At 73.3% G+C, this 26,493-nt stretch carries 22 protein-coding genes; 17 read left to right on the top strand and 5 right to left on the bottom strand.

The features are described 5' to 3' along the window. The first annotated feature begins 168 nt into the window (after positions 1–168). The 5 genes from ACWCRA_RS09935 to nudC all read left to right on the top strand — a co-directional run bounded on the left by ACWCRA_RS09935 (position 169) and on the right by nudC (position 10,630). Positions 169–513 carry an MGMT family protein gene (locus ACWCRA_RS09935; protein WP_451067207.1) on the top strand — a complete coding sequence of 115 codons (345 nt, stop codon included), beginning with the start codon at positions 169–171 and terminating at the stop codon, positions 511–513. Between the two features lie 167 nt (positions 514–680). Beyond that, the gene (locus tag ACWCRA_RS09930) at positions 681–4,142 is read left to right on the top strand and encodes an ATP-dependent helicase (protein ID WP_451067206.1); all 3,462 of its coding nucleotides are present in this window, start codon (positions 681–683) and stop codon (positions 4,140–4,142) included. Positions 4,143–4,377: 235 nt separating this feature from the next. Beyond that, positions 4,378–8,193 (top strand): UvrD-helicase domain-containing protein, encoded by a 3,816-nt coding sequence (locus ACWCRA_RS09925; protein WP_451067205.1) that lies wholly within the window; start codon positions 4,378–4,380, stop codon positions 8,191–8,193. A gap of 10 nt (positions 8,194–8,203) precedes the next feature. Then, positions 8,204–9,610, top strand: coding sequence for a dipeptidase (locus ACWCRA_RS09920; protein ID WP_351551222.1), 1,407 nt, complete (start codon positions 8,204–8,206; stop codon positions 9,608–9,610). A 51-nt stretch (positions 9,611–9,661) separates the two neighbouring features. Then, entirely contained in the window at positions 9,662–10,630 is a 969-nt protein-coding gene (gene nudC, locus ACWCRA_RS09915) for an NAD(+) diphosphatase (protein WP_451067204.1), read from the top strand. Positions 10,631–10,955: 325 nt separating this feature from the next. Here nudC and ACWCRA_RS09910 read toward each other — a convergent pair whose 3' ends face one another. Then, positions 10,956–11,213, bottom strand: a complete 258-nt coding sequence (locus ACWCRA_RS09910; RefSeq protein WP_351551218.1) for a mycoredoxin — start codon at positions 11,211–11,213, stop codon at positions 10,956–10,958. A 243-nt stretch (positions 11,214–11,456) separates the two neighbouring features. Here ACWCRA_RS09910 and ACWCRA_RS09905 point away from each other — a divergent pair, with 243 nt between their 5' ends. From ACWCRA_RS09905 to ACWCRA_RS09885, 5 genes are all read left to right on the top strand, one after another. Beyond that, complete coding sequence (locus ACWCRA_RS09905) at positions 11,457–13,628, top strand: ATP-dependent DNA helicase UvrD2 (RefSeq protein ID WP_451067203.1); 2,172 nt, start codon at positions 11,457–11,459, stop codon at positions 13,626–13,628. 164 nt (positions 13,629–13,792) lie between these two features. Then, entirely contained in the window at positions 13,793–14,122 is a 330-nt protein-coding gene (locus ACWCRA_RS09900; RefSeq protein WP_351551212.1) for a hypothetical protein, read from the top strand. Between the two features lie 190 nt (positions 14,123–14,312). Then, positions 14,313–14,681 (top strand): WhiB family transcriptional regulator, encoded by a 369-nt coding sequence (locus ACWCRA_RS09895; RefSeq protein ID WP_351551209.1) that lies wholly within the window; start codon positions 14,313–14,315, stop codon positions 14,679–14,681. Continuing rightward, positions 14,678–15,001, top strand: coding sequence for a hypothetical protein (locus ACWCRA_RS09890; protein ID WP_351551206.1), 324 nt, complete (start codon positions 14,678–14,680; stop codon positions 14,999–15,001). Before ACWCRA_RS09895 ends, ACWCRA_RS09890 begins: the two co-directional genes overlap by 4 nt. Before the next feature lie 97 nt (positions 15,002–15,098). Next, positions 15,099–15,299 carry a hypothetical protein gene (locus ACWCRA_RS09885; protein WP_351551203.1) on the top strand — a complete coding sequence of 67 codons (201 nt, stop codon included), beginning with the start codon at positions 15,099–15,101 and terminating at the stop codon, positions 15,297–15,299. Between the two features lie 56 nt (positions 15,300–15,355). Here the strand turns inward: ACWCRA_RS09885 and ACWCRA_RS09880 are convergent, their stop codons facing one another. Both ACWCRA_RS09880 and ACWCRA_RS09875 read right to left on the bottom strand, forming a co-directional pair. Next, a complete protein-coding gene (locus ACWCRA_RS09880) occupies positions 15,356–16,801 on the bottom strand; it encodes an ABC1 kinase family protein (RefSeq protein WP_451067202.1) in 1,446 nt (481 codons plus the stop codon). Positions 16,802–16,866: 65 nt separating this feature from the next. Continuing rightward, a complete protein-coding gene (locus ACWCRA_RS09875; RefSeq protein ID WP_351551197.1) occupies positions 16,867–18,018 on the bottom strand; it encodes a ThiF family adenylyltransferase in 1,152 nt (383 codons plus the stop codon). Between the two features lie 213 nt (positions 18,019–18,231). On the opposite strand from ACWCRA_RS09875, the gene ACWCRA_RS09870 reads away from it, so the two are divergent. The 4 genes from ACWCRA_RS09870 to ACWCRA_RS09855 all read left to right on the top strand — a co-directional run bounded on the left by ACWCRA_RS09870 (position 18,232) and on the right by ACWCRA_RS09855 (position 21,954). After that, positions 18,232–18,819 (top strand): M48 metallopeptidase family protein, encoded by a 588-nt coding sequence (locus ACWCRA_RS09870; protein WP_351551194.1) that lies wholly within the window; start codon positions 18,232–18,234, stop codon positions 18,817–18,819. A 145-nt stretch (positions 18,820–18,964) separates the two neighbouring features. Then, positions 18,965–20,500: a TerD family protein gene (locus ACWCRA_RS09865; RefSeq protein WP_351551191.1), complete on the top strand. Its 1,536-nt coding sequence runs from the start codon at positions 18,965–18,967 to the stop codon at positions 20,498–20,500. A gap of 14 nt (positions 20,501–20,514) precedes the next feature. After that, complete coding sequence (locus ACWCRA_RS09860; RefSeq protein WP_351551188.1) at positions 20,515–21,195, top strand: AIM24 family protein; 681 nt, start codon at positions 20,515–20,517, stop codon at positions 21,193–21,195. An 18-nt stretch (positions 21,196–21,213) separates the two neighbouring features. After that, positions 21,214–21,954 carry an AIM24 family protein gene (locus ACWCRA_RS09855; RefSeq protein ID WP_351551186.1) on the top strand — a complete coding sequence of 247 codons (741 nt, stop codon included), beginning with the start codon at positions 21,214–21,216 and terminating at the stop codon, positions 21,952–21,954. A gap of 85 nt (positions 21,955–22,039) precedes the next feature. On the opposite strand, the gene ACWCRA_RS09850 is transcribed toward ACWCRA_RS09855, so the two are convergent. Then, complete coding sequence (locus ACWCRA_RS09850) at positions 22,040–22,561, bottom strand: NUDIX hydrolase (protein ID WP_351551183.1); 522 nt, start codon at positions 22,559–22,561, stop codon at positions 22,040–22,042. Beyond that, positions 22,558–24,051 carry a zinc-dependent metalloprotease gene (locus tag ACWCRA_RS09845; protein ID WP_451067201.1) on the bottom strand — a complete coding sequence of 498 codons (1,494 nt, stop codon included), beginning with the start codon at positions 24,049–24,051 and terminating at the stop codon, positions 22,558–22,560. The genes ACWCRA_RS09850 and ACWCRA_RS09845 overlap by 4 nt, the downstream gene beginning before the upstream one ends. Positions 24,052–24,242: 191 nt before the next feature. Here ACWCRA_RS09845 and ACWCRA_RS09840 point away from each other — a divergent pair, with 191 nt between their 5' ends. The 3 genes from ACWCRA_RS09840 (at position 24,243) to ACWCRA_RS09830 (ending at position 26,380) form a co-directional block, all read left to right on the top strand. Further along, the gene (locus ACWCRA_RS09840) at positions 24,243–25,370 is read left to right on the top strand and encodes an SDR family oxidoreductase (protein WP_351551177.1); all 1,128 of its coding nucleotides are present in this window, start codon (positions 24,243–24,245) and stop codon (positions 25,368–25,370) included. A 130-nt stretch (positions 25,371–25,500) separates the two neighbouring features. Further along, complete coding sequence (locus ACWCRA_RS09835) at positions 25,501–25,959, top strand: molybdenum cofactor biosynthesis protein MoaE (RefSeq protein ID WP_351551175.1); 459 nt, start codon at positions 25,501–25,503, stop codon at positions 25,957–25,959. A 247-nt stretch (positions 25,960–26,206) separates the two neighbouring features. Continuing rightward, on the top strand, positions 26,207–26,380 hold the full coding sequence (locus ACWCRA_RS09830; RefSeq protein ID WP_351551172.1) for a hypothetical protein: 174 nt from the start codon (positions 26,207–26,209) through the stop codon (positions 26,378–26,380). The last annotated feature ends 113 nt before the right edge of the window (positions 26,381–26,493 follow it).

Here is a 26,493-nt window from a genome sequence, read left to right as displayed (position 1 = left end):
CGCACGATGGTGGCACGACCGTACGACGGGCGGGGGGATCGATGGGTGCCGCCGGGGTGTGACCGGTGCCGCATCCCCCGCGCCCCGGGACTCGCCCGGTGGGGTCCATTCTGCACCCCGCGCGGCTGTCCACAGGCTGCCGGGGTGCTGTCGGTGAGGTGCGGCAGTATGGGCCGGATGGAAGAGCTTCCGGAGTACGCGGAGCGGGTGCTCGAAGTCACCGAGCTGATCCCGCCGGGCCGTGTGATGACCTACGGAGACGTCGCCGAGTGGCTCGGCGAGGGCGGGCCGCGCCAGGTCGGCCGTGTCATGGCGCTCTACGGCGGGGGCGTGCCGTGGTGGCGCGTGGTGCGCTCGGACGGCACCCTGCTGCCCGGCCACGAGCCGAGCGCCCTCGCCGAGTACCGGGCGGAGGGCACCCCGCTGCGCCCGGCACCGCGCGGCGCCGAGGGGCATGTGCCCCGCGTCGACATGAAGCGGGCCCGGTGGGACGGTGAGGGCGCTCACATATGACAGCTTCGGCCAAGCGGCGGCCGTGCGGGCACCCACAGGACCGTACGGAGTACCCGCGGTCCGCGCCCTCCGCGCCGCGTTCACCCCGCGCGCTGGCGTAGCGTCGTCCGCACGCGGCACGCGCCGCTCCCTCGGCACCAGCAGACCCATCAGGACCGGCGATCCACGTGAGCTCCTCCTCCACCACAGGGCATCCGCCGTACCGGCGACAGGTACGGCGGCGGGCTCCGGGCGCGTACCGGCTGGTGCGTACGCCACCGGGCGCCACGGCCCCCCCTGTGCTGGACGCGGCACAGCGCGCGGTGGTTGACCACCGGACCGGGCCGCTGCTCGTCCTCGCGGGACCGGGCACGGGCAAGACCACCACCCTGGTCGAGGCGGTGGCCTCCCGGGTGGCCGCGGGCGCGGACCCCGAGCGGATTCTCGTCCTCACCTTCAGCCGCAAGGCCGCCGTCGAGCTGCGGGACCGGATGGCGCTGCGGCTCGGCGGCGCGCGCGGTCCGCAGGCGACCACCTTCCACTCGTACTGCTACGCCCTGGTCCGCGCCCACCAGGACGCCGAGCTGTTCGCCGAGCCGCTGCGGCTGCTCTCCGGGCCCGAGCAGGACGTCACGGTGCGGGAGCTGCTCACCGGCCAGATCGAGCTGGAGGCGCGCGGCGCGGCGCGCGACCCGTGGCCCGACGAGCTGCGGGCCTGCCTCACCACCCGGGGCTTCGCCGACGAGGTGCGGGCGGTGCTGGCCCGCAGCCGGGAGCTGGGGCTCGGGCCGGAGGCCCTGCGCCGTTTCGCGGTGCGCACCGGCCGGCCGGACTGGCGGGCGGCGGCGGGCTTCCTGGCGGAGTATCTGGACGTGCTGGACATGCAGGGCGTCCTGGACTACGCGGAGCTGGTGCACCGGGCGGTGCTGCTGGCCGAGAGCGGACCGTCCCCCCGCGCCTTCTCCTACGACGCGGTCTTCGTCGACGAGTACCAGGACACCGATCCGTCCCAGGTGCGGCTGCTGCGCGCGCTCGCGGGCGGCGGCCGGACCCTGGTCGCCTTCGGCGACCCGGACCAGTCGATCTACACCTTCCGGGGCGCCGATGTGAACGGCATCCTCGACTTCCCCGACACCTTCCCCCGGGCGGACGGAACCCCGGCGGAGGTGGCCGTCCTGACCACGTCCCGCCGCAGCGGCGAGCGGCTCCTGGCGGCGACCCGGCTGCTGACCCGCCGGATGCCGCTGACCAGGCTGCCGTCGGAGAAGGTGCGGGCCCACCGCGAACTGGCCGCGGTGCGCCCGGGCGGCGCGGTCGAGACGTACACCTTCCCGACCCCCTCCACCGAGCTGGAGAACATCGCCGACATCGTCCGCCGCGCCCATCTGGAGGACGGCGTCCCCTGGCACGACATGGCCATCCTCGCCCGCGCGGGCTCCCGCACCCTCCCCTCGATCCGCCGCGCCCTGACCTCGGCCGGTGTCCCGCTGGAGGTCGACGGCGCGGATCTGGCCCTGCGGCACGAACCGGCGGTGGCCCCGCTCCTGACCGCCCTGCGCGCGGTGGCGACCGCGGCCACCGCGGCGCGCGCCTCCCGGGGGACCGCCGCGACGGCCGGTGGCTCCCGGGGGACCGCCGCGACGGGGCCGGGGGCGTCCGCCGCCACAGGGCCCGAGGAGCCCGCCGCGACGGGGCCCGGGGCGTCCGCCGCCACAGGGTCCGGGGAGGCCACCGGTGACGGCTCACCGGCCCCGGAGAGCGGGCCCTGGCTCGACACGGAGACCGCGCTCACCCTGCTCGCCTCCCCGCTCGCCGGCATGGACACCGCCGATCTGCGCCGCCTCGGCCGGGCGCTCCGCGACGAGGAGCGGGCCGCGGGGAACAGGGTGCCGCCGCCGTCCGACGTCCTCATCGCCCGCGCCCTCGCCGAGCCGGGACGGCTGGTCGCCCACGACCCCTCGTACGCCTTCGGCGCCCAGCGCCTGGGCAGGCTGCTCCACGACGCGCGCGAACTGCTCGAACGCGACGGCACCGCCGAGGAGGCCCTCTGGGGGCTGTGGAACGGCACCGGCTGGCCCGCCCGGCTGGAGCGGGCCGCGCTCCGGGGCGGCGCCGCCGGGCGCAACGCCGACCGGGACCTGGACGCCGTGTGCGCGCTCTTCGACACCGCCACCCGGGCCGAGCAGCGCACCGGCGGCCGGGGCGCCCTCAACTTCATCGAGGAGATCGAGGCCCAGGACATCGCCGCCGACACCCTCTTCACCCGCGAGTCCCGCCCCGACGCCGTCCGGCTGATGACCGCCCACCGCTCCAAGGGCCTCGAATGGGGCCTGGTCGTCGTCGCGGGCGTCCAGGAGGGCTTGTGGCCCGACCTCCGCCGCCGGGGCTCCCTCCTGGAGGCCGACCGCATCGGCCGCGACGGCCTCGCCGAGCCGCTCGGCACCGGCGCCCTCCTCGCCGAGGAGCGCCGGCTCTTCTACGTCGCGGCCACCCGCGCCCGGGACCGGCTCGTCGTCACCGCCGTCAAGGCCCCCGCCGACGACGGTGACCAGCCCTCCCGCTTCCTCACCGAACTCGGCACCGAGCCGAAGGACATCACCGGCCGCCCCCGCCGCCCCCTCGCCGTCCCCGCGCTCGTCGCCGAACTGCGCGCCACCACCGTCGACCCGGACGCCTCCCCGGCCCTGCGCGACGCCGCCGCCCGTCGGCTGGCCCACCTCGCCGCGCTCACCGACGACGAGGATCTGCCCCTCGTGCCGTCCGCGCACCCCGACCGCTGGTGGGGTCTGCACGAGCCCACCCACAGCGAGATCCCGTTGCGCGACCGCGACGAGCCCGTCGTCCTCTCCGGCAGCGCCCTGGACCAGCTCGCCAACGCCTGTGCCCTCCAGTGGTTCCTCGGCCGCGAGGTCAAGGCCGACGCCCCCGCCACCAGTGCCCAGGGCTTCGGCAATGTCATCCACGTACTCGCCGACGAGGTGGCGTCCGGCCGCACCCCCGCCGATCTGGCCGTCCTCATGGAGCGGCTGGACTCCGTCTGGGACGCGCTCGTCTTCGACGCCCCCTGGAAGTCCGAGCAGGAGAAAGAGCACGCGCGTGCCGCACTCGAACGCTTTCTGCGCTGGCATGTGATGGACCGAGGCGGCCGTACCCCCACCGCGACCGAGCACGGATTCGACGTCACCCTGGAGGCGGGGGAGTACGAGGTGCGCATCCGGGGCTCCATGGACCGGGTCGAACAGGACGCCGAGGGCCGCGCCTACGTCGTCGACTTCAAGACCGGGAAACAGGCCCCCACGGGCGAGGAGGTCGCCCGCCATCCGCAGCTCGCGGTCTATCAGCTCGCCGTGCGCGAGGGCGCCCTCGACCCGGAGCCCGGTCCCGGCGGCGACGGCCCCCGGCTCCGGCCCGGCGGCGCCGAGCTGGTCCATCTGCGCCAGGGCGCCCTCAAGAAGGAGGGCGGCGACGCGCTGCCCAGGGTGCAGGCGCAGGAGCCCCTCGCGGGGGAGTGGGTCGGCGAGCTGCTCGCCACCGCCGCGGGCCGTGTCCTGGAGGAGCGCTTCACCCCCTCCACGGGCACGCACTGCGCGGCCTGCTCCTTCCGCGCCGCGTGCAGCGCGCAGCCGGAGGGGCGGCACATCGTGGAGTGAGCGGCTGTGCCCGCGGGTCCTGGCTGTGCCCGCTGGTCCTGGCCGTGCCCACCTGTCCCGGCCGTGCCATCCGTCCCGCCGGGCCTGTGCCGCCCCGCCGGGCCGGGCCTGTGCCGTCCCGCCGGGCCTGTGCCGCCCCGCCGGGCCTGTTCACCCCGCCGGGCCTGCGCCGCCCCGGCTGCCCGCGTGCGGGAGGCGGGCCGGACTGTCAGTGGCCGCCGTTAGCCTTTTCGATGTGACCGCGCGCATCAGCGATCCCGAGCAGCTCAAGGAGCTGCTCGGCATCCCCTTCACCCCGGAGCAGACGGCCTGCATCACCGCGCCGCCCGCCCCGCAGGTCATCGTGGCCGGAGCCGGCTCGGGGAAGACGACGGTCATGGCCGCCCGCGTGGTGTGGCTCGTGGGCACCGGGCAGGTCGCCCCCGAGCAGGTCCTCGGGCTCACCTTCACCAACAAGGCCGCCGGCGAGCTGGCCGAGCGGGTCCGCAAGGCCCTGGTGCGGGCAGGTGTCACCGATCCGGATGTCATCGACCCGGACCACCCCCCGGGCGAGCCCCGCATCTCCACGTACCACGCCTTCGCCGGCCGGCTCCTCGCCGACCACGGTCTGCGGATCGGGCTCGAACCCACCGCCCGGCTCCTCGCCGACGCCACCCGCTACCAGCTCGCCGCCCGGGTCCTGCGCGAGGCCCCCGGGCCGTATCCCTCACTGACCCGCTCCTTCTCCACCCTGGTCAGCGATCTGCTGGCACTCGACGCCGAGCTGTCCGAGCACCTCGTGCCGCCCGAGCGGCTCAGCGCCCACGACACCGCGCTCCTCGCCGCCCTGGAGAACGTCCGCCTCTCCAACGCGGAGCTGCGCAAGGCCCCCGAGGCCGCCGCCGCCCGCCGCGAGCTGCTCGACCTCACCCTCCGCTACCGCGAGGCCAAGCGCTCCCGCGAGCTGCTCGACTTCGGCGACCAGATCGCGCTCTCGGCGGAGCTGGCGCTCACCCGCCCCGCGGTCGGGACGATCCTCCGCGACGAGTTCCGCGTCGTCCTCCTCGACGAGTACCAGGACACCTCCGTCGCCCAGCGGCTGCTGCTCTCCGGGCTCTTCGGCGAGCGCACCGGCCACGCCGTCACCGCCGTCGGCGACCCCTGCCAGGCCATCTACGGCTGGCGCGGGGCCTCCGTCGCCAACCTCGACGACTTCCCCGAGCACTTCGCCCACGCCGACGGCACCCCCGCCACCCGCTTCTCGCTCAGCGAGAACCGCCGCAGCGGCGGCCGGCTGCTCCAGCTCGCCAACGGTCTCGCGGCCCCTCTCCGCGCCCTCCACGAAGGCGTCGAGGCACTGCGCCCCGCCCCGGGGGCCGAGCGGGACGGCTCGGTCCGCGTCGCCCTGCTGCCCACCCATGCCGAGGAGATCGCCTGGCTCGCCGACTCCATCGCGCACCTGGTGCGCACCGGCAAGGCCCCCGGCGAGATCGCCGTGCTCTGCCGCACCGCCGGGGACTTCCCCGAGATCCAGGGCGCGCTGGTCGCACGGGACGTTCCCGTGGAGGTCGTCGGCCTCTCCGGGCTGCTCCACCTCCCCGAGGTCGCCGACCTGGTCGCGGTCTGCGAAGTGCTCCAGGACCCGGGGGCCAACGCCTCCCTCGTCCGGCTGCTCACCGGCCCCCGCTGGCGGATCGGACCGAGGGATCTCGCGCTGCTGGGCCGCCGCGCCCGGCTGCTGGTCCACCGCGCGTCCCCCGGGGACGGCGACGACGACGAGCGGCTCGCGGCGGCCGTCGAGGGCACCGACCCGGCCGAGGTCATCTCGCTCGCCGACGCCCTGGACACCTTCATCGAGGCGGGCGGCGCCGACGACGGCCTCCCGTTCTCCGCCGAGGCCCGGGTCCGCTTCGCCCACCTCGCCAGGGAGCTGCGCGAGCTGCGCCGCTCCCTGTCCGATCCGCTGATGGACGTGCTGCACCGGGTCCTGGCCACCACCGGCCTCGATGTCGAGCTGGCGGCGTCCCCGCACGCCCTGGCCGCCCGCCGCCGCGAGACCCTGGGCAACTTCCTGGACACGGCGGCCGGGTTCGCGGCGCTGGACGGCGAGGCGTCGCTCCTCGCCTTCCTCGCCTTTCTGCGGACGGCGGCGCAGTACGAGAAGGGCCTGGACAACGCCCTGCCCGGCGGGGAGAACACGGTCAAGGTGCTGACCGCGCACAAGTCCAAGGGCCTGGAGTGGGATGTGGTCGCGGTCCCCGGCCTGATCGGCAGGAGCTTCCCGAGCGAGCAGCCGCGCGAGGCGTGGACCTCGCACGCCAGGGTCCTCCCGCACACCCTGCGCGGGGACGCCGGGACGCTCCCGGACGTCCCCTCGTGGGACGCGAAGGGCCTGAAGGCGTTCAAGGACGCCATGAAGGCCCACCAGCACACCGAGGAGCTGCGTCTCGGCTATGTGACCTTCACCCGGCCGCGCTCCCTGCTGCTGGGCTCGGCCCACTGGTGGGGCCCCACCCAGAAGCGCCGCCGGGGGCCGTCCTCTTTCCTGATGGCGCTGTACGACCACTGCGCGGCGGGCCTGGGCGAGATCGAGGCGTGGGCGGACGAGCCGGCCGCCGACGCGGAGAACCCACAGCTCCTGGAGTCCCTCCCGGACCGGGCCTGGCCGCTCCCGCTGGACCCGGTCTCGCTCCGCCGCCGCCGCGCGGCACGGGACACGGTCCTGGCCCATCTGCACGCGGCGGCGGCGGACGGAAGCGCGGAGCCCCCGCCCCCGGCGACCGGCGCCCCGGACACGGGGGAGCTGTTCTGGGGCGACCCGGCCGACCCCGAGGACGATCCCGACGACCCGGAGCTCTTCCCGCCGGACGTGTCCGGGGACTTCCGGTCGGACGGCCGGGACCTCTTCGCTCCGGACGCTCCGGACGTGCCCGGGGACCTCCCGCCGGAAGGCCGGGACCTCTTCGCTCCGGACGCTCCGGACGTGCCCGGGGACTTCCGGTCGGACGGCCGGGATCTCTTCGCTCCGGACGCGCCGGACGGCGCGGGCTCCGCGAACCCGGACGCCGCGCGGGGCGGCCCCGGCCTTCCGTCCCCCGGCGCGCACGGCACCCCCGCCTCTCCGCTCCCGGACACCCCCGGCGGGCCCGGCGCCCCCGGCCTTCCGGCCTCCCGCGCCGCCGGGGGCCCGCCCGTGTCCGCCGCCGGGCTGCTCCCGCACCAGAAGGCGGGCCCCGGCGCCCCGCTGTCCCTGGGGGACACCCCGCTGTCCCTCGGGGACACCCAGCCGTCCCTCGGGGACACCCCGGCGGACGCCGCCCCCCCCACTCCCGAGGAGGAGCGCGCCATCGCCTCCTGGGATCGCGATCTGCGCGCCCTCACCCGTGAGCTGCGCCACAGCCGCGCCACCACCCGCGAGGTCCCCCTCCCGCCCTCCCTCACCGCCTCCCAGCTCATGCGCCTCGCCGCCGACCCGGACGGCTTCGCCCAGGAGCTGGCCCGGCCCATGCCCCGGCCCCCGCAGCCCGCGGCCCGCCGGGGCACCCGCTTCCACGCCTGGGTGGAGTCCCGGTTCGAGGAGCTGCCGCTCCCCTTGCTCGGCCCGGACGAACTGCCCGGCTCCCCCGGCCCCGGCGGCGACCCCGCGGAGATCACCGACGAGCAGGACCTGGCCGCGCTCAAGGAGGCCTTCGAGCGCACCCCGTACGCCCGCCGCACCCCGTACCGCGTCGAGACCCCGTTCCAGATCACCCTGGCGGGCCGGGTGATCCGGGGCCGTATCGACGCCGTCTACCGCACCACCGCCACGGGCGCGGACGGCACCGTCTCCCACACCTACGAGATCGTCGACTGGAAGACCGGCCGCAACCTCGCCGCCGACCCCGTCCAGCTCGCCGTCTACCGCCTCGCCTGGGCCGAGCAGCACGGCCTCGCCCCGGAGGAGGTGGACACGGCGTTCGTCTTCATCCGCAGCGGGGAAGTCGTCCGCCCCCGGTCGCTGCCCGGCCGCGCGGCCCTGGAGCACATCCTGCTGGGCGAGACGGCGGACGACCCGGTCCCCGGCGCCCGTTAGGCTCAGACACATGAGCGACACCCCGGACAGCGCCGTCCGTACGTACATCCGGCAGCACCGTGCCGCCTTCCTGGAGGATCTCACGGACTGGCTCCGCATCCCCTCGGTCTCGGCCCAGCCGGAACACGCCGCGGATGTGCGGCGCAGCGCCGAATGGCTCGCCGCCAAGCTCGGGGAGACCGGGTTCCCGGTCGCCGAGGTGTGGCCGACGGCCGGGGCGCCCGCCGTGTTCGCCGAGTGGCCATCCGACGATCCGGACGCGCCCACGGTCCTGGTCTACGGCCACCACGATGTGCAGCCCGCCGCCCGTGAGGACGGCTGGAACACCGACCCCTTCGAGCCGGAGACGGTCGGCGGCCGGCTCTACGCCCGGGGCGCGGCCGACGACAAGGGCCAGGTCTTCCTCCACACCCTCGGCGTGCGGGCGCATCTCGCCGCCGGCGGGCGCACCGCCCCCGCCGTCCGGCTGAAGCTGCTGATCGAGGGCGAGGAGGAGTCGGGCTCGCCCCACTTCCGCGCGCTGGCCGAGGCCAACGCGGAGCGGCTGGCGGCCGATGTCGTGATCGTCTCGGACACCGGGATGTGGTCGGAGACCACCCCCACCGTCTGCACCGGCATGCGCGGCCTCGCGGACTGCGAGATCGAGCTGTACGGCCCCGACCAGGACATCCACTCCGGTTCCTTCGGCGGCGCGGTCCCCAATCCGGCGACCGTCGCCGCCCGGCTGGTCGCCGGGCTGCACGACGCCGACGAGCGGGTCACCATCCCCGGTTTCTACGACGGTGTGCTGCCGCTCACCGACACCGAGCGGGCGCTCTTCGCCGAGCTCCCCTTCGACGAGGACGTCTGGCTGAGCACGGCCAGGTCGCACGGCACTCTCGGCGAGAGCGGGTACTCCACGCTGGAGCGGATCTGGGCCCGCCCCACGGTCGAGGTCAACGGCATCGGCGGCGGCTACCAGGGCCCCGGCGGCAAGACGATCATCCCGGCGTCGGCGATGCTGAAACTGTCGTTCCGGCTGGTCGCCGGGCAGGACCCGGACGCGATCGAGGTCGCGGTGAGCCGGTGGGTCGCCGAGCGCGTCCCGGCGGGCATCCGCTACAACCTCGCCTTCGGCTCCTCCACCCGCCCCTGTCTGACCCCGTTGGACCACCCGGCGCTCCAGTCGGTCGTACGGGCCATGGGCCGCGCCTTCGACGGGGAGAAGATCCGGTTCACCCGGGAGGGCGGCTCGGGGCCGGCCGCCGACCTCCAGGACGTGCTGAGCGCGCCGGTGCTCTTCCTCGGTATTTCCGTGCCGTCCGACGGCTGGCACGCCCCCAACGAGAAGGTCGAGGTGGATCTGCTGTTCCGGGGGGTGGAGGCCGCCGCGCACCTCTGGGACGACCTCGCCACCGCCCTCGGCCCGACCCGCTGACCCGCTGATCCGCCCGACGTCACACCCGATCCACGGGGGAGTTGGAAGTACGTGAGCACCAACGGCCATGTCACCGAGGACCGTGCCACCGGCCTCACCGAACCGCCGGTCAGCCTGACCGCGCCCAGTGGGATCGACCGCGAGGCGCACCACCGGCTGGACGAGGCGTGGCTCGCGGCCGCGTGGAGCCATCCCACCACCCGGGTCTTCGTGGTCTGCGGCGGCCAGGCCCTGATCGACGACACCCCGGACGGCCGTACGGAACTGGTGATGACGCCGGCCTTCGAGGCCCCGGTCACCGAGACCCACCGCTACTTCCTGGGCACCGACGAGAACGGGGTGCGCTACTTCGCGCTCCAGAAGGACAGCCTGCCGGGCCGGATCGACCAGTCGGCCCGCGCGGCCGGGCTGCGCGAGGCCGGGCTGCTGCTCTCCCCCCGGGACGCGGGGCTGCTGGTCCACGCGGTCGCCCTGGAGAACTGGCAGCGGCTGCACCGCTTCTGCTCCCGGTGCGGGGAGCGCACCGTGATCGCGGCGGCGGGCCATGTCCGCCGCTGCCAGGCGTGCGGGGCCGAGCACTACCCGCGAACGGACCCTGCGGTGATCATGCTGGTCACCGACGAGGAGGACCGGGCACTCCTGGGCCGCCAGGTGCACTGGCCGGAGGGCCGCTTCTCCACGCTCGCGGGCTTCGTGGAGCCGGGCGAGTCGATCGAGCAGACGGTGCGCCGCGAGGTCTGGGAGGAGGCGGGGGTGACGGTGGGCGACGTCGAGTACATCGCCAGCCAGCCCTGGCCCTTCCCGTCCAGCCTGATGCTCGGCTTCACCGCCCGCGCCACCACGTCCCTGATCACGGTGGACGGGGAGGAGCTGCACGAGGCGCGCTGGTTCTCCCGGGACGACCTGAGGGCCGCCTTCGCGTCCGGGGAGGTGCTGCCGCCGTACGGCATCTCGATCGCGGCCCGGCTGATCGAGCGCTGGTACGGCGACCCGCTCCCCAAGCCCGGCCCCCGGTCCTGACCCACACCGTCCCGGCCCGTCCGTCGGCCCGGGCGGTCCCACCTCGTCCGTCTGCCCGGGCGATCCCGGCCCGCCTGCCGGCCCCGGGCCGTCCCGGCCCGTCCGGGGCACCTCCCAGAGGCGGCTCCGGGGGAGTCCGAGGACGGACCCCGAGGCACAGCCGCGCGGCAGTGCGAGGGCCCCGGGCCCACCGCGAGCCCGGCCACCCGACCCCGACCCCGACCCCGATCCCCCGCCCGCCGGCCCGCGGACAGCGCTCAGCCGCGCCCCCTCCCCGGCGACGGGGCGGAAACGCGGCCGATGCGCGGTACTGCCGGCGCGGGCCTCAGCTCGCCAGAGCCTGCTTCACCTGGGCGAGACTCGGGTTCGTCATCACGACATCCTGAGCACCGCTCGGCGGAACCACCAGAACGGTCGGCACGGTCTGGTTCCCGCCATTGGCCTTCTCCACGAAGGCCGCGGACTCCGGGTCCTGCTCGATGTTGATCTCGGTGTACGCGATGCCCTCGCGGTCCATCTGGCTCTTCAGCCGACGGCAGTATCCGCACCAGGTGGTGCTGTACATCGTCACAGTCCCCGACATCGTCTCCGGCTCCTCAATCTGGCTCGCTGATGCGTCATCGCCGTTCACGCGGTGTGTCCACGCATGGGGAGAACATACGTCGACCCGCGGTCATTCCCGTCCGCCGGGGGCGGCCCACCCCACCGGCCCCCTTCCGGCCCGCCCGGGGTTCCCGGGGGCAGCCCCGGCCATTAGTACGACCACGTCCGCCCCGCTGTGGACAAGCCGCCGCATCCGCCCCCGCGGACCTGGCAGCATGGCGGGGTGACAGCAGCAACGCACTCCTCGCATTTCCCGCAGGTCCCCGAGTCGGCGGACGCGGTGCTCGACGGGCTCGACCCCGAGCAGCGCGAAGTCGCCACCGCCCTGCACGGCCCCGTCTGTGTGCTGGCGGGCGCCGGCACGGGCAAGACCCGGGCGATCACCCACCGCATCGCCTACGGCGTCCGCGCGGGGATACTCCAGCCCGCCAGCGTGCTGGCCGTCACCTTCACCAACCGTGCGGCGGGCGAGATGCGGGGGCGGCTGCGCCAGCTCGGCGCTGGCGGCGTCCAGGCCCGCACCTTCCACTCCGCCGCCCTGCGCCAGCTCCAGTACTTCTGGCCGAAAGTCGTCGGTGGCGATGTGCCCCGGCTGCTGGAGCGCAAGATCCAGCTGGTCGCCGAGTCCGCGGCCCGCTGCCGAATCCGGCTCGACCGCAATGAACTGCGCGATGTGACCAGCGAGATCGAGTGGGCCAAGGTCACCCAGACGGTGCCCGCCGACTACCCCGCCGCCGTCGCCAAATCCCACCGCGACGCCCCGCGCGACCCTGCTGAAATCAGCCAGATCTATGGGATGTACGAGCAGCTCAAGCGGGATCGCGCGGTGATTGACTTCGAGGATGTCCTGCTGCTGACCGTCGGCATCCTCCAGGACCGCCACGACATCGCCGACCAGATCCGCCGCCAGTACCAGCACTTCGTGGTGGACGAGTACCAGGACGTCAGCCCGCTCCAGCAGCGGCTGCTCGATCTCTGGCTCGGCGACCGGGACAGCCTCTGCGTGGTGGGCGACGCCAGCCAGACGATCTACTCCTTCACCGGCGCCACCCCCGACCACCTGCTGAACTTCCGCACCCGCCACCCCTCCGCGACCGTCGTCAAACTGGTCCGCGACTACCGCTCCACCCCCCAGGTCGTCCAGCTCGCCAACGGCCTGCTGAACCAGGCCCGGGGCCGGGCCGCTGAGCACCGGCTCGAACTGATCTCGCAGCGCGACCCCGGCGCCGACCCCTCCTATGTGGAGTACGCGGACGAGCCCGCCGAGGCCGAGGGCACCGCCCGCCGGATTCGGGAGCTGATCGACGACGGTGTCCCCGCCGGGGAGATCGCCGTGCTCTACCGCATCAACGCCCAGTCGGAGGTCTACGAGCAGGCCCTCGCGGACGCCGGGGTCCCCTACCAGCTGCGCGGCGCCGAGCGCTTCTTCGAGCGCCAGGAGGTGCGGGAGGCGGGGATCGCCCTGCGCGGAGCCGCCCGCGCCGGCGGCAACGACTCCCTTCTCGACGACGCGGAGGACCTCCCCTCGCAGGTCCGCGCGGTGCTCTCGACCAAGGGCTGGACGAGCGAGCCGCCCGCCGGCTCCGGAGCGGTGCGCGACCGCTGGGAGTCCCTCGCGGCCCTGGTGCGCCTCGCCGAGGACTTCGTCCGGGCCAGGCCCGGCGCCGGGCTCGCCGATCTGGTGACCGAGCTGGACGAGCGGGCCGCCGCCCAGCACGCCCCCACCGTCCAGGGCGTCACCCTCGCCTCCCTGCACGCCGCGAAGGGCCTGGAGTGGGACGCGGTCTTCCTCGTCGGCCTCACCGAGGGCATGATGCCGATCACCTATGCCAAAACCGATGAGCAGGTCGAGGAGGAGCGCCGGCTCCTTTATGTCGGGGTCACCCGGGCACGGTTCCATCTCTTCCTCTCCTGGGCGCTCTCCCGCTCCCCCGGAGGCCGTGCCTCCCGCCGCCCCACGCGCTTCCTCAACGGGATGCGCCCCGGCTCCGCCGCCCCCGGCGCGGGCGGCGCCGGCGGGACCGAGCGCGGCAGCCGGCGCAAGCGGCGCGGCCCGGTGCTCTGCCGGGTCTGCGGCAGGACGCTCACCGACGCGGGCGAGATGAAGCTGACCCGCTGCGAGGACTGCCCGTCCGACATGGACGAGGGGCTGTTCGAACGCCTCCGGGAGTGGCGCTCCGACCAGGCGAAGCAGCTGGGTCAGCCGGCCTACTGCGTGTTCACCGACAAGACGCTGATGGCCATCGCCGAGCGGGTCCCGGCCGACGAGGGCGAGCTCTCCGGTATCTCCGGGGTCGGAGGGCGCAAGCTGGAGCGGTTCGGGGCCGACGTGCTGGCCATCTGTGCAGGTCAGGAGCCGGATGAAGGGTCCGGGGAGGCCGCTGTCGACGACTGAGGCAAACTCGTCGGAAAAATAGTTTGCGCACGCCCCGATACTCCCCATAGGTTCTTAACCACGGAAACAGCGGCTTCTCCGAAGCCCTGTGCTCGTGTTGTACTTATCCGAATAGCAGCGACCGGCCCCGGCCGGTCCCGAGACGCCGAGAGGAGGCGAGTCCAGTGATCAGGAACACCATCAGCTTCAACTCCACCAACGTGACCGATCGCTCGGTCGTCGCTTCCGCCTGCGTGCTCGGCTTCACCGTGTCGCTCCACGGCACCCGTGTGTCCGGCGCCCCGGCAGCGATGCCGCAGCTCCCTCTGGGCGGTCTGTCCGCCCGGACCGGCAATGAGCGACCGACCAAGGCACTGGAAGCAGGAGTAGCAGCGGCGGAGGCCAAGGCCTATGCCTTTGCGGCGGCCAGTGCCGAAGAAGCGAAGCAGATCCAGCACCACACGACGAAGAAGTGGGCCTTCCGTGGGCTCGAACCCTGGAGTGATCCAGCCTGACCTGATCAGGCCGGCGCCTTCAGGGCCGCGGAACCCCACTCGGGTTCCGCGGCCCTTCTGTTTTCCCCGACCCGGGAAGCCAGAGCGAAGGGCCTCGGGACAGCAGCACCCGGTACCAGCCCCCCGGTCCGTCCGGGGGACCCACCACCGGCCAACAGGCCGGACCGACAAGACGAGGAACGACACCACCGTGCAACTCGAAGCGCACGCCCCGTCCGTACCGCATTCCGAGACCGTTCCCCCGCCCGTTCCCACGGAGGACTCCACCGTGACCCCGCTCACCGCGCTGACCGCGCTCGATGACGCCATCGAGAACCTCGGCGTACCCGTCCCCTGCCGTTCCTACGACCCCGAGGTCTTCTTCGCCGAGTCGCCCGCGGACGTCGAGTACGCCAAGTCCCTCTGCCGCACCTGCCCGCTGATGGAGGCATGCCTCGCCGGCGCCAAGGAGCGTCGCGAGCCGTGGGGTGTCTGGGGCGGAGAGCTTTTCGTCCAGGGTGTCGTCGTCGCCCGGAAGCGGCCCCGCGGCCGTCCGCGCAAGAACCCGGTCTCGGCATGAACGCCATCGGGACCATCGACCGCCCCTTTACGCACGATCCCAAGAAGCAGGCCCCCATGCCCACTTCCACGAGCGAGCCCCAGGGCTCTGCCACCCCGGATGTCACCACCATTGGCGCGAACGCCTCGCGCCAGAACAGGACCCGTGAGATGCAACTCATCCCAGAAGCCCTCGCTCGTGCGCATATGCGCGAACGCCTGAGGGAAGCCGACGCGGAACGCCGGGCCACGCGCCTGGTCGCCGCCCGGAGGATGCAGCGCCGCGCCGAGATCGTCTCGCTGCGCGCCCGCCGCGCCCTCGCCATGGCCGTCATGAACTGACGCCGCCACGATGTCCCCGCGGGGGCCGGTCCGAACGGACCGGCCCCCGCGGTGCGTTGTACCCGCCAGGGACCGCCCGGAGGGATATCGTCACCGGGTGGACCAGCAGCAGACTCCCCGCCCGGCGCAGCCGGGCGCCGAGAGCACCGTGTGTTCCCGCTGCGGCAAGGTCGCGGAGGGCACCCCGCCCACCTGGACCTGCTCCGTGGAGAACCACACCCGTCACTACTTCTGCGACGGCTGCGCACGCGCCAATCTCCGCGCGATCGAGAGCCGCCTCGACTCGGCCTGGTGGTGACCCTGGGCCGGGTCACCGGCCCCACCGGCCCGGCCCCACCGGCCCGGCCCCGCCCGCTAGGCCGGGGCCTCCACGGCCGTGCCATCGGCCGCGCCCTCCACCGCGTCCGGGCCCTGGGCCTCCGCCACCCCGGGAGCCGCGCCGTCGGACTCCTCGCCGAAGCCCTCCTCCTCGTACTCCAGCAGGAACCCGGGCAGCCAGTCCTCCAGCTCATCCCGCAGCCGCACCGTGGCGTTGAGCTGGCAGAGCACCCCGATGGTGCTCAGCGTCACCCGGTGTATCAGCAGATAGGCCGGCGGCAGATTGAGCTGCTTGCCGAGCTGGTGGGCGGGGGAGCGGATGTCGGCGATCCGGGCGGCCTGGGCGCGCATCCAGCTCCGGGTGAAGGTGAACTCCTCCACCTCCATGGGTTCGATGATCGGGAGCAGATACTCCAGCACCGCGTCCGGATCGAGCTCTATCTCCTCCTTGACGAAGCCCTCCTCGCGCAGCACCTCGTACACCGCGTCGGCCTGGCCCTCCAGAGTCATCCGCAGACAGTCACCGATGGGCTCCGGCAGCCCGCCGGGCAGCCGGTCCACGGTGCCGAAGTCCAGCACCCCGAGGCGCCACCCCGGACCGTCCTCCTCGGGGAGCAGCCGGAAGTTCCCCGGGTGGGGGTCGGCGTGGAGCAGCCCGGTGCGCGCCGGGCCGGAGAAGAGGAAGCGGGCCAGCAGCTGACCGGCCCGGTCGCGCTGCTCGTCCGTGCCGTCGGAGATCACCTCGGCCAGCGGTATCCCGTCGATCCACTCCGTCACCAGCACCTGCTCGGACTGGAAGACCACATCCGGGACCAGCACATCGGGGTCCTCCGCGAACTCCGCGGCGTGCTCACGCTGTGCCTGGGCCTCCAGCCCGTAGTCCAGCTCCTCCGAGACCCGGTCGCGCAACTCGGTGATCAGCGGCTTGATGTCCATGCCCGGGATCAGCGGTCCCAGCAGCTTGGCGAACCGGCTGAGCTGTGTGAGATCGGAGAGCAGCGCCTCACCGGCCCCCGGGTACTGCACCTTCACCGCGACCTCGCGGCCGTCGTGCCACACCGCCCGGTGCACCTGGCCGATCGAAGCGGCTGCCGACGGCTTGTCCTCGAAATTCAGGAACAGCTCCCGCCACTCCTCGCCGAGCCGCTCCTCCATCACCGCGTGCACGGTGCGCGTCGGCATCGGGGGAGCCGCTTCCTGGAGTTTGGTGAGCGCGGCCCGGTAGGGGCCCGCGACCTCCTCCGGGAGCGCCGACTCGAAGACGGACAGGGCCTGCCCGAACTTCATCGCGCCGCCCTTCAGCTCGCCCAGCACCTTGAAGAGCTGGTCGGCCGTGCGCTGCTGTAGCTCGCGGGCGACGATCTCCGCGGACTTGCCACCGATCCGCTTGCCGAGCCCCCAGGTGGCGCGGCCGGCGAACCCCAGTGGCAGGGCGGCCAGCTTGGCGGTCCTGGTGACCGCTTTCCGGGGAAGATCAGACATATGCCCCTCCAATTCCCAGCCAGCCGCGCCGAGGGCCTACCGCACCCGCGGCTCGACGACGGCGGTTACCCGGCCATTGTGTCGTGCGACGGTCCGAAGCCCGAGGTCCCCTGCCCCTCACTTCTCCCCGAGGCACCACACGCACAGCCCGCGTGCGGGGGAACCGGCCCGGACCGCCAGTCCAGCAGCGGCAGCGAGGTCTCCCAGCGGGCGCCGGTGCTCGCGGGCAGCTCCCCGTCGAGAAACGACAGCGCGTGGGCCGCCGCCGTGCCCGCGACCGCCGTCGCGAGGGAGAGCTCGCACGAGGGGGCGGGGGCCCGGCGCCCTCCCGAGCGCCACTGCGCCAGCAGCCGGGGCCACCCCGGATCGCGCTCGGCCCGGGCCAGCTCCAGACACCCGGCGCACCCCGTGCCGCCGGGCAGCACCAGCGGGCCCACCACCCCCGTACCCTCGACGACCCCCGCGTAGAGATGGGGAGTGCCGGTGGCGATCCACCCGGCGGCGAGCGCGGGATCGGGTGCGTGGGCCGCCAGCCCGTCGCGCGGGCAGACGACCACCAGGGACAGACCGGCCCCGCCCCGCCCGTCCCCCGCACCGCCTCCGGCGGGCCGCCTCGGCGGCGGCAGCGGCGCGCTCTCCCGCACCAGCCGTCCGGCCGCCGCATCGCGGCGCTCGCCGACCGCATCGGGCGGCAGCCCGCCGGGCGCCACGTCCCACGGCTCCGCGCGGCCTCCGTCCACCACCTCGACCCGCCCCACCCCGGCGGCCGACAGCAGTGCCGCGACCGCCGCGCCCACCCGACCCGCGCCCCGGACCTGGACGCCCATGGCGCGCCGGGCCGCCAGCCGCCGTATCCCGCCGCCCGGTTCCCGGTGGACCACGGAGAGCGCCGCGAGATCGGGGCGCAGCCGGTCGGCGGCGGCCGACCGGCCGCGCAGCGCCTCGGCGGCCGGGCCGCCGGCCGTCGGATCGTCCAGCAGGCCCGCCGCCGAGAACCGGCTCACCAGCGCGTCCACATGTCCGTCGGGCAGGCCCATCGCCCGGGCCTCCTCGCGCAGCAGCGGCAGCCCGCGTGTCCCGTCGAACAGTTCGAGCAGCGCGCCGGTCGCCGTGTCCACCGGCCCGACGGTCACCGCGTGCGCGGGCGTCACCCCGAACTGGACGGTCTGCCGCTCACGCCAGGCCCGCCGCAAGGCGGGTTTCAGCATCGGATGCATATATCCACTTCCCCCGTTTGTGCGTGTACAGAAGAGTGCTCCCGGATCTCCCCGTCGATCCGCTGTCAGAATGCACGCCCGCGCCGAAGCGGGTGAAAAGTTGTCCACAGGTCCTGGGTATTAGTCGTTCAAATGGTGCAGTCATGAAGTGGATCATGTCTGAACCGTTCCGGAGGCGGGACTTCCCCCGTGGTCAGCGGGTAACGTCGGGGCGTGTCCGTCGACCCGTCCCCCAGCGTCGCTGGGGAGACCCCGCCCCGCCCGTCCCGCGGATCGCGGACGAGCGCGGTCGAGGTCCGCAGAAGTGCGCGCCGCCGCCGAACGGTCTCCGCCTATCGGGAAGGAGACCGGACCATCGTGCTGATCCCCGCCAGGATGTCCGAGGCGGAGGAGCAGCGCTGGGTCGGTGTCATGCTCGACAAGCTCGCCGCCCAGGAGAGCAAGCGGATTCTCGGCGACAGCGAACTGGCCGAGCGCGCGGAACGGCTCTCCGCCCAGTACTTCGACAGCCGGGCGAGACCCGCGTCCGTGCGCTGGGTGACCAACCAGAACACCCGCTGGGGCTCCTGCACCCCCGCGGAGGGCAGCATCCGCCTCTCGCACCGCCTCCAGGGCATGCCCGAGTACGTCGTGGACTATGTGCTCGTCCACGAGCTGGCCCATCTGCTCGTCCCCGGCCACGGCCCGCGCTTCTGGCGCCTGCTGGAGGCCTATCCGCGCACCGAGCGCGCCCGGGGCTATCTCGAAGGGATCATCGCCGCCGACCGGCTGCGCCACCCACCCGTCGCGGACGGAGAGTGACCGCGACGGAACGGAGGCGTCAGAGCCCTCCCGCCGCGTGTACCGAATGTGTCCCATCGGCTTCCGGGGCTTGGCTCAATGTAGTGGTCAACGGTTAGCCTGTCGCGACGTATTCGCATTCAGGGATGGGGGACGGTCGTTACGTATGGCCAGGGAATTCCAGCGCGGCCACAAGGCCAGGATCAGTGATCTCACGGCGGGAACGGATCTGTACGTCGGTGTCCAGATCTCATCTCCGGGACTGACCTTCGACATCAGCTGTTTCGGTCTCGACGCCCATGAGCAGTTGTCGGACGACCGCTACTTCATCTTCTTCAACCAGCCGAAGTCCCCCGAGGAGTCCATTCAGCTCCTGGGCGCGCAGGCCGGTGACACCGAGTCCTTCCGTGTCACGCTCGACGCCATTCCGGCGCACATCCACAAGCTCTCCTTCACCGCCACCCTCGACGGCGACGGCCAGATGTCGCGGATCGGCCCCGGATACATCCGGATCGTCGCCGGCGGCGAGGAGGTCGTCCGCTACCCCTTCGACGGCTCGGAGTTCACGACCGAGCGCGCGGTGATGCTGGGCGACTTCTACCTCAAGGACGTCTGGCGCTTCGCCGCCATCGGCCAGGGCTTCGACGGCGGCCTTGAGGCGCTGCTGAAGAACTTCGGCGGCGAGGTCGCCGAGGAGGAACCGGCCGCCCAGCCCCCGCCCCCGCCGGGGGCCGCGCCCGCCTTCGCCCCGCCCCCGGCCGCTCCGGCCGCCCCCGTCCCGCCGCCCGCGCCCTCCTTCGGCGCGCCCGTCCCGCCGCCCGTGGTGCCCGCTCCCGTGCCGCCGGTCCCGCCCGCGCCCACCGTCGTCGTCCCACCGGCCCCGCCCGGCGCCATGGCCCCGCCCCCGCCGTTCGGCCAGGTGCCCGGCCCGGCGGTGGCACCGCCGGGCCCGCCCGCGCCGTTCGGCGGGCAGGCCCCCGCTCCCTACGCGCAGCCCCCGGGCGCCCCGCAGGGAACCGCCCAGGCCCTTCCGGCGGCCGGCCCCGGGCTCCAGGCGGCGCTCCAGCCGTACCGGGAGAGCCCCACCGGTCAGCGCTGGACCCTCCAGAGCCAGCACCTCATGCGCGTGGAGATGGCCATGGGCGGCTCGGCCGTCCTCGCCCGCCACGGCAGCATGGTGATGTACCAGGGCAAGGTGGACTTCAGCCACAAGGGTGCCGGGTTCGTCGGCCGCAGGATCGGCAACGCCACCGGCCAGGAGATGCAGCTGATGCGCTGCACCGGCCGGGGGCAGGTCTTCCTCGCGGAGGACGCCGCGCATCTGCACCCCATCGAACTCCAGGGCGACGGCATCTGTGTCTCCGCGGAGAACGTCCTCGCCTTCGACGAGGACCTCCAGTACGAGATCCGCCGCATCGAGGGCCACGGCATCCCCGGCGGCGCGCTGTTCACCATGCAGTTCACCGGCACCGGCACCGTGGTCGTCAAGACCCACGGCACCCCCGTGGTGCTCCCGGTCACACCGACCACCTTCGCCGACGCCAACGCGGTCGTCGCCTGGTCGTCCGCCTCCCAGGTGATCCTCTCCAGCCAGGTCAGACTGCGCCGCCACTCCTACCCGGGGCACAGCGGCGAGACGGTCAACCTCCAGTTCCGGGGAGCCCCCGGCAACTTCATCGTCGTCCAGCCCTACGAGGTCTGAGGGAGCCCGAAGAAATGAACCAGCAACTCGTGGGCTATGCCCCGACCCCCGTCGTGGCCCGGATGGAGAGCCACGGCCGCACCATGCTCAAGGTCGCCATGGCCACCGGCCAGGACCTGTTCGCCCGCACCGGATCGATCGTCTCGTACGAGGGCTTCATCCAGTACGAGCCCAATCCGCCCGCCGCCCGCCAGGCCGCGGCCCAGTGGGTGACCGGCGAGGGCTCGCCCGTCATGAAGTGCTCCGGAGACGGACTGCTCTATCTCGCCGACTACGGCGCCGATGTGGTCGTCGTCAGCCTCAACAACGAGTCGATATCGGTCAACGGCACCAATCTGCTCGCCTTCGACGCCCACCTCCAGTGGGGCGTCGAGAAGGTCAAGGGCCTCGCCAAGCTCGCCGGCCAGGGGCTGTGGAACGTGGAGATAGCGGGCACCGGCTGGGTCGCCCTGACCTCGCGCGGCACCCCCATCGTCGTCGACTGCGGCCGGGGCGACGACGAGACCTATGTCGACCCGGACGCTCTGGTCGCCTGGTCGCCGAATCTGAAGGTCAAGGGCAAGCGCAGTTTCAAGGCCTCCTCCCTGATGGGGCGGGGCAGCGGCGAGGCCTTCCAGATGGCCTTCTCGGGCCAGGGCATCGTCGTCGTACAGCCGAGCGAGGACAGCACCGACCGTCTGCGCGTCCGGGGCTGAGGGGGAGCGGAGAACACCATGCAGAGCCCACTTTTCAACCACGGGGAACAGCAGTCCCAGGAGCGCTATGTGCTCCAGAACCCGCAGCTTCTGCGCGTCTCGCTCACCGGCCACGACGACGTCCTCGCCCGCAAGGGCGCGATGGTCGCCTACCAGGGGCTGATCGACTTCGACGGTGAGTACGAGTCGGCGGGCCGCCGCCGGAGCCGTGCGAAGACCGGCGAGGGCCTGGATCTGATGCGCTGCTCCGGGCAGGGCACCGTCTACTTCGCCAACCTCGCCCAGTACGTCCATGTCGTGGAGGTGGACCGGGAGGGCATCACCGTCGACAGCGACTACGTCCTGGCGCTGGACTCCGCGCTGCACACGGAGGTCATCGCCGTGGACAGCCAGTACGGGATCTCCGGATCGGGGAAGTACCAGCTGAACATCAGCGGACAGGGCAAGGTCGCGCTGATGACCTCGGGCCAGCCGCTGATGATGCAGATCACACCGGACAAGTATGTCAATGTCGACGCCGACGCGATCGTCGCCTGGTCCACTCCGCTGCGGGTGCAGATGCAGTCCCAGACCCACTCCTCCAGCGTGGTGCGGCGGCGCGGCAGCACCGGAGAGGGCTGGGAGCTGAACTTCCTCGGCCAGGGCTTCGCGCTGGTGCAGCCCAGCGAGGTCATGCCGCCGCAGAACGCGCAGATCGGCGAGGGGCTGCGCGGCCAGTTCGGCAACGACGGCCAGAACCGGGACAACTCCTGGAACTGACCCGCGACAGCACGGGTAAGGGGCGGCCTCCAGGGAGGCCGCCCCTTACCCGTGCTGGGTGGGCCGGGTCGTTCCGGCCGGTGCGCTACAGCCGGGCGAGCGTGCGCTTCAGCAACTGGACGACCGAGTCGTCGGCCACCTCGGCCACCTCGTCATAGCCGTACCACTTCAGATCCAGCGACTCGTCACTGATCGCCGCGACCGAGCCGGCCGGGGCCAGCGCCGCGTACTGCACATCCAGGTGCCAGTGGCACGGGGCCGGGATCGGATGCCGGTCCAGCCGCACCGGGCCGCCCGCGAGCAGCGTCAGCCCGGGGATACCGGACTCCTCCGTGGCCTCGCGCAGCGCGGCGCCCGCCACGGTGGGATCGCCGGGCTCGCAGTGGCCGCCCATCTGGAGCCACATACCGAGCTTCCGGTGCAGTGTCAGCAGCACCTGACCGCGCTCCGGGTCGATCACCAGCGCGCTGGCGGTGAGGTGGCCGGCCCCGCAGGCCTTCCACATCCCGTCGGCGTGGGCGGCCAGGTGGTCCAGATACCGCTGCCGCAGCTCCGGCTGGGCGCCGTAGCCCCTCAGGGTCCGTACGGCGTCGTCGCGCAGGCTCACCGGCCGGGGCCGTCCTTGCCGTCCTTGTCATCGCGGCCGTCGTCCCCGCCCGTGCCCTTGTCGCCCTCCGGGGCGCCGGAGTCCTTGCCGCCGTCCGTCTTCCCGGAGGCTCCGGAGCGCTTCGACGCGGCCTCGCCGAGCATCTTGTCCAGCTCGGAGAAGTCGAGGTGCTCGCGGTGGACGAAGCCGTCGGGGTCGTCCAGGTCCGTGGCCGTCGGCAGCATGTCGGGGTGCTCCCACAGGGCGTCCCGCCCGTCGACGCCGCGGGCGTCGGTGAGCGAGGCCCACAGCCGGGAGGCGTCCCGCAGCCGGCGCGGACGCAACTGGAGACCGATCAGCGTCGCGAAGGTCTGCTCGGCGGGGCCACCGGAGGCGCGGCGCCTGCGCAGGGTCTCCCGCAGCGCCCCGGCGGCCGTCAGCCGGGTCGAGGCGGCCTCGTGCACCACCGCGTCCACCCAGCCCTCGACCAGCGCCAGGGCCGTTTCGAGCCGGGCGAGCGCCGCCTTCTGCTGAGGCGTGTCCTCGGGCTGGAACATGCCCTGCTGAAGAGCTTCCTGGAGCTGCTCGGGATGGGCCGGGTCGAACTGCCCGACGACATCCTCCAGCTTGGTCGTGTCGACCTCGATCCCCCGGGCATACCCCTCGACCGCGCCGAAGAGATGGGACCGCAGCCACGGGACATGGGCGAAGAGCCGCTGATGGGCCGCCTCGCGCAGCGCCAGATAGAGCCGGACCTCCTCCTTCGGCACACCGAGGTCCTTGCCGAGCAGCTCCACGTTCAGCGGGAGGAGCGCTGCCTTGCCGGCCGGGCCGAGCGGCAGACCGATATCGGTCGACCCCACCACCTCGCCCGCGAGCACGCCCACGGCCTGTCCGATCTGCTGGCCGAACATCGCGCCGCCCATGGAGCGCATCATGCCGATCAGCGGGCCCGCCATGGCCTGCATCTCCTCGGGCAGCACACCGCCCATCGCCATGCCGACCCGCTCGGCGACCGGATCGGCGAGCTGCTGCCAGGCGGGCAGGGTCTGCTCGACCCACTCGGCCCGGCTCCAGGCGACGGCGGTGCTCGCGCCGGAGGGCAGCGAGGTCGCGCCGTCAAGCCAGAGGTCGGCCAGGCGCAGGGCCTCCTCGACCGCGGTGCGCTCGGCCGGGCCCACGCTCTCGTCCTTGCTGCCGTCCGCAGTGCCCTGGGAGACCGTCTGGCGGGCGATCTGCTTGGCCATGTCCCAGTTCACCGGGCCGCCCTCGTAGCTCAGCATCTGGCCGAGCTGCTGGAAGGCGGCGCCCAGGTCATTGGGGTTCAGGGAGCCGAACATGGCGGCGAAGGGATTGTCCCCGCCGCTGTCCCCGCCACCGAACCCGAAGGGATTCTGCGGGGAGGAGCCACCGGCGCCGTGGCCACCGCCGGCGGGATCTTTCTTCTTGCCCTCGTCGCCGTTCTCCGGCTCCTCCGGCGGAAGGCCGAATCCGAATGGGGTGTCACTCACGGGTTTCCTCGGCTCGTAGGGCCGCCGGCTCCGGGCCGGCGGCGAATGCCCGACAACACTCCCAGCGTAGACACCCGGGCCCGCATCCGGGCTCGGTGCTCCGCCGACTCGTGGCCTGGGGCAGGATGGACGCCACCTGGTACGTACGCGTCATACGCTCACGTACTGAAGACAACCGCTGGAGACGCCTGGTGAGTTCCCCAGATCCGCAGGTTCGCGGAGCGCGAAACCGCTCAACCCCGCCCCCCGGCGACGGTCCCGCAGGCCGGGGCCCCGTCATCGCGGTCACCGGCGCCGCCACCGGCATCGGAGAGCTGCTCGTCCGGCAGCTGGCCGATTCCGGCGAGGTCAAGCAGGTCATCGCCATCGACGAGCGCCGAGGGGAGGTCTCCGAGGCGCGGTGGCACATCCTCGACGTACGCGACCCGGCCATCGCCGAGAAGCTGCGCGGCGCGGATGTGGTGGTGCACCTGGCGCTCGACCTCGATCTGGAGGCGGACGCCGCCGCCCGTACCGCGTACAACGTACGCGGTACGCAGACGGTGCTGACCGCCGCCGCGGCGGCCGGGGTGCACCGTGTGGTGCTCTGCACCTCGGCCATGGTCTACGGAGCCCTGCCCGACAACGACCTCCCGCTGTCGGAGGACGCCGAGCTGCGGGCCACGGCCGAGGCCACCGGAGTCGGCGACCTCCTGGAGATCGAGCGGCTCGGCCGCCGGGCCCCGCGCGCCCACCCCGGGCTCAATGTGACGGTGGTGAGACCCGCCGTCCTGGTCGGCGGCACCGACACCGCCCTGACCCGCTACTTCGAGTCACCGCGCCTGCTGGTGGTCGCCGGTTCCCGTCCCGCCTGGCAGTTCTGCCATGTCGACGACCTGGTGAGCGCGCTGGAGTACGCGGCCCTGGAGAAGGTCGAGGGCGAGCTGGCCGTCGGCTGCGACGGCTGGCTCGAACAGGGGGAGGTCGAGGAGCTGAGCGGTATCCGGCGCATGGAACTGCCCTCGGCGGTCGCCCTGGGCGCCGCCGCGCGGCTCCACCGCATCGGGCTCACCCCGTCGCCCGCGGGCGACCTGGCCTACACCATGCATCCCTGGGTGGTCAGTGTGAGCCGGCTCCATGACGCGGGCTGGCGTCCCCGGTGGACCAATGAGGAGGTCCTCACCGCCCTTCTGGAGGAGGTGGAGGGCCGGCACACCCTCGCGGGCCGCCGCCTCGGCCGCAAGGACGCCACCGCGGCGGGAGCCGCCGGCGCCACGGTCGCGCTGCTCGGCACGGCCGCCCTGGTGCGCCGGGCCCGCAAGGCGCGGCGCCGGCTGTAGCCGACCCGGGCCGCGCCCGCCGTCCCCGGGCCGCACCCCGGCGGGCGCCGGTCCGGGCGGGCCGTCCATCGGGAACGCCTCTGACCTGCGTGCTTTCCGCGCTGTCAGTGGCGTGCGGCACGATGGACCCATGGGCAACAGATACGACCACCCGGGTGAGCAGGCCGCGCCCGACCCGATCCGGCTGCTCGCGGTCCGTGACACCCCTCTCTCGCTCGATGAGGTCTTCGCGGCGGTCGGCGACGACTCGGCGGGCGGCACCGCGCTCTTCGTCGGGACCGTCCGCGATCACGACGGCGGTGCGGGCGTCGACACCCTCGGGTACTCCAGCCATCCGACTGCCGAGGCCGAGATCCGCCGAATAGCCGAGCGGGTCGCGGCGAAGTTCCCGGTGCGGGCCCTGGCGGCCGTCCACCGGGTGGGGGATCTGCGGGTCGGGGATCTGGCCGTCGTCGTGGCGGTGGCCTGCGCCCATCGGGGGGAGGCCTTCGAGGCCTGCCGCCAACTGATCGACGACCTCAAGACCGAGGCCCCGATCTGGAAACACCAGACATTCAGCGACGGCACAGAAGAGTGGGTGGGCGCGTAGCGCCTCGTAAAAAGGGGCGGTGGTCGGGTGACGGTGTGGGCGGGCGGGCGCGCGGCACCCCCGTGCAAGGAAGCCCCTGCCTGGTCGCTCGGCGCCGTCGTTCGGGGGACGGGGCGCGGTTGAAACCCGAAGCGCACCCAAGCGCCCCGATTTGCGTAACCGCCCCCCTGCCATGAGCGTTGAACTGGCAGATGGCTAATCTGCTGATCACTCAGTTGGGTTCCGCTTGTGGGGTAGGGAGGTCGCGATGGCAGCACTCGCCTGGTTGTTGATTCCGCTTTTCGCTGTTGTCGGTGCAGCGATATGGGGAGGCTGGGCCTCACGGAACCGGACCACCGGGGACGTGGCCGAGCTGGCCGGATACGCGCGGTTCCGCGACGCGATGGAGAAGGCGGACTCCGGCAACAGCCCCGCGAAGTAGCTTCGCCGCGCACGCCGCTCCGGCCCTCCCGCCGCCCGTTGTGAGGCGCTGTTGACCAGCCCCCCGGACGGACCGGCCCCGACAGTGCATTGACAGACATGTCCCGTACTGTC

It is taken from the genome of Streptomyces sp. NPDC001889, from assembly GCF_053594535.1.
Note: the sequence above shows the minus strand (reverse complement) of the source record. Positions and strands in the feature narration are given on the sequence as shown.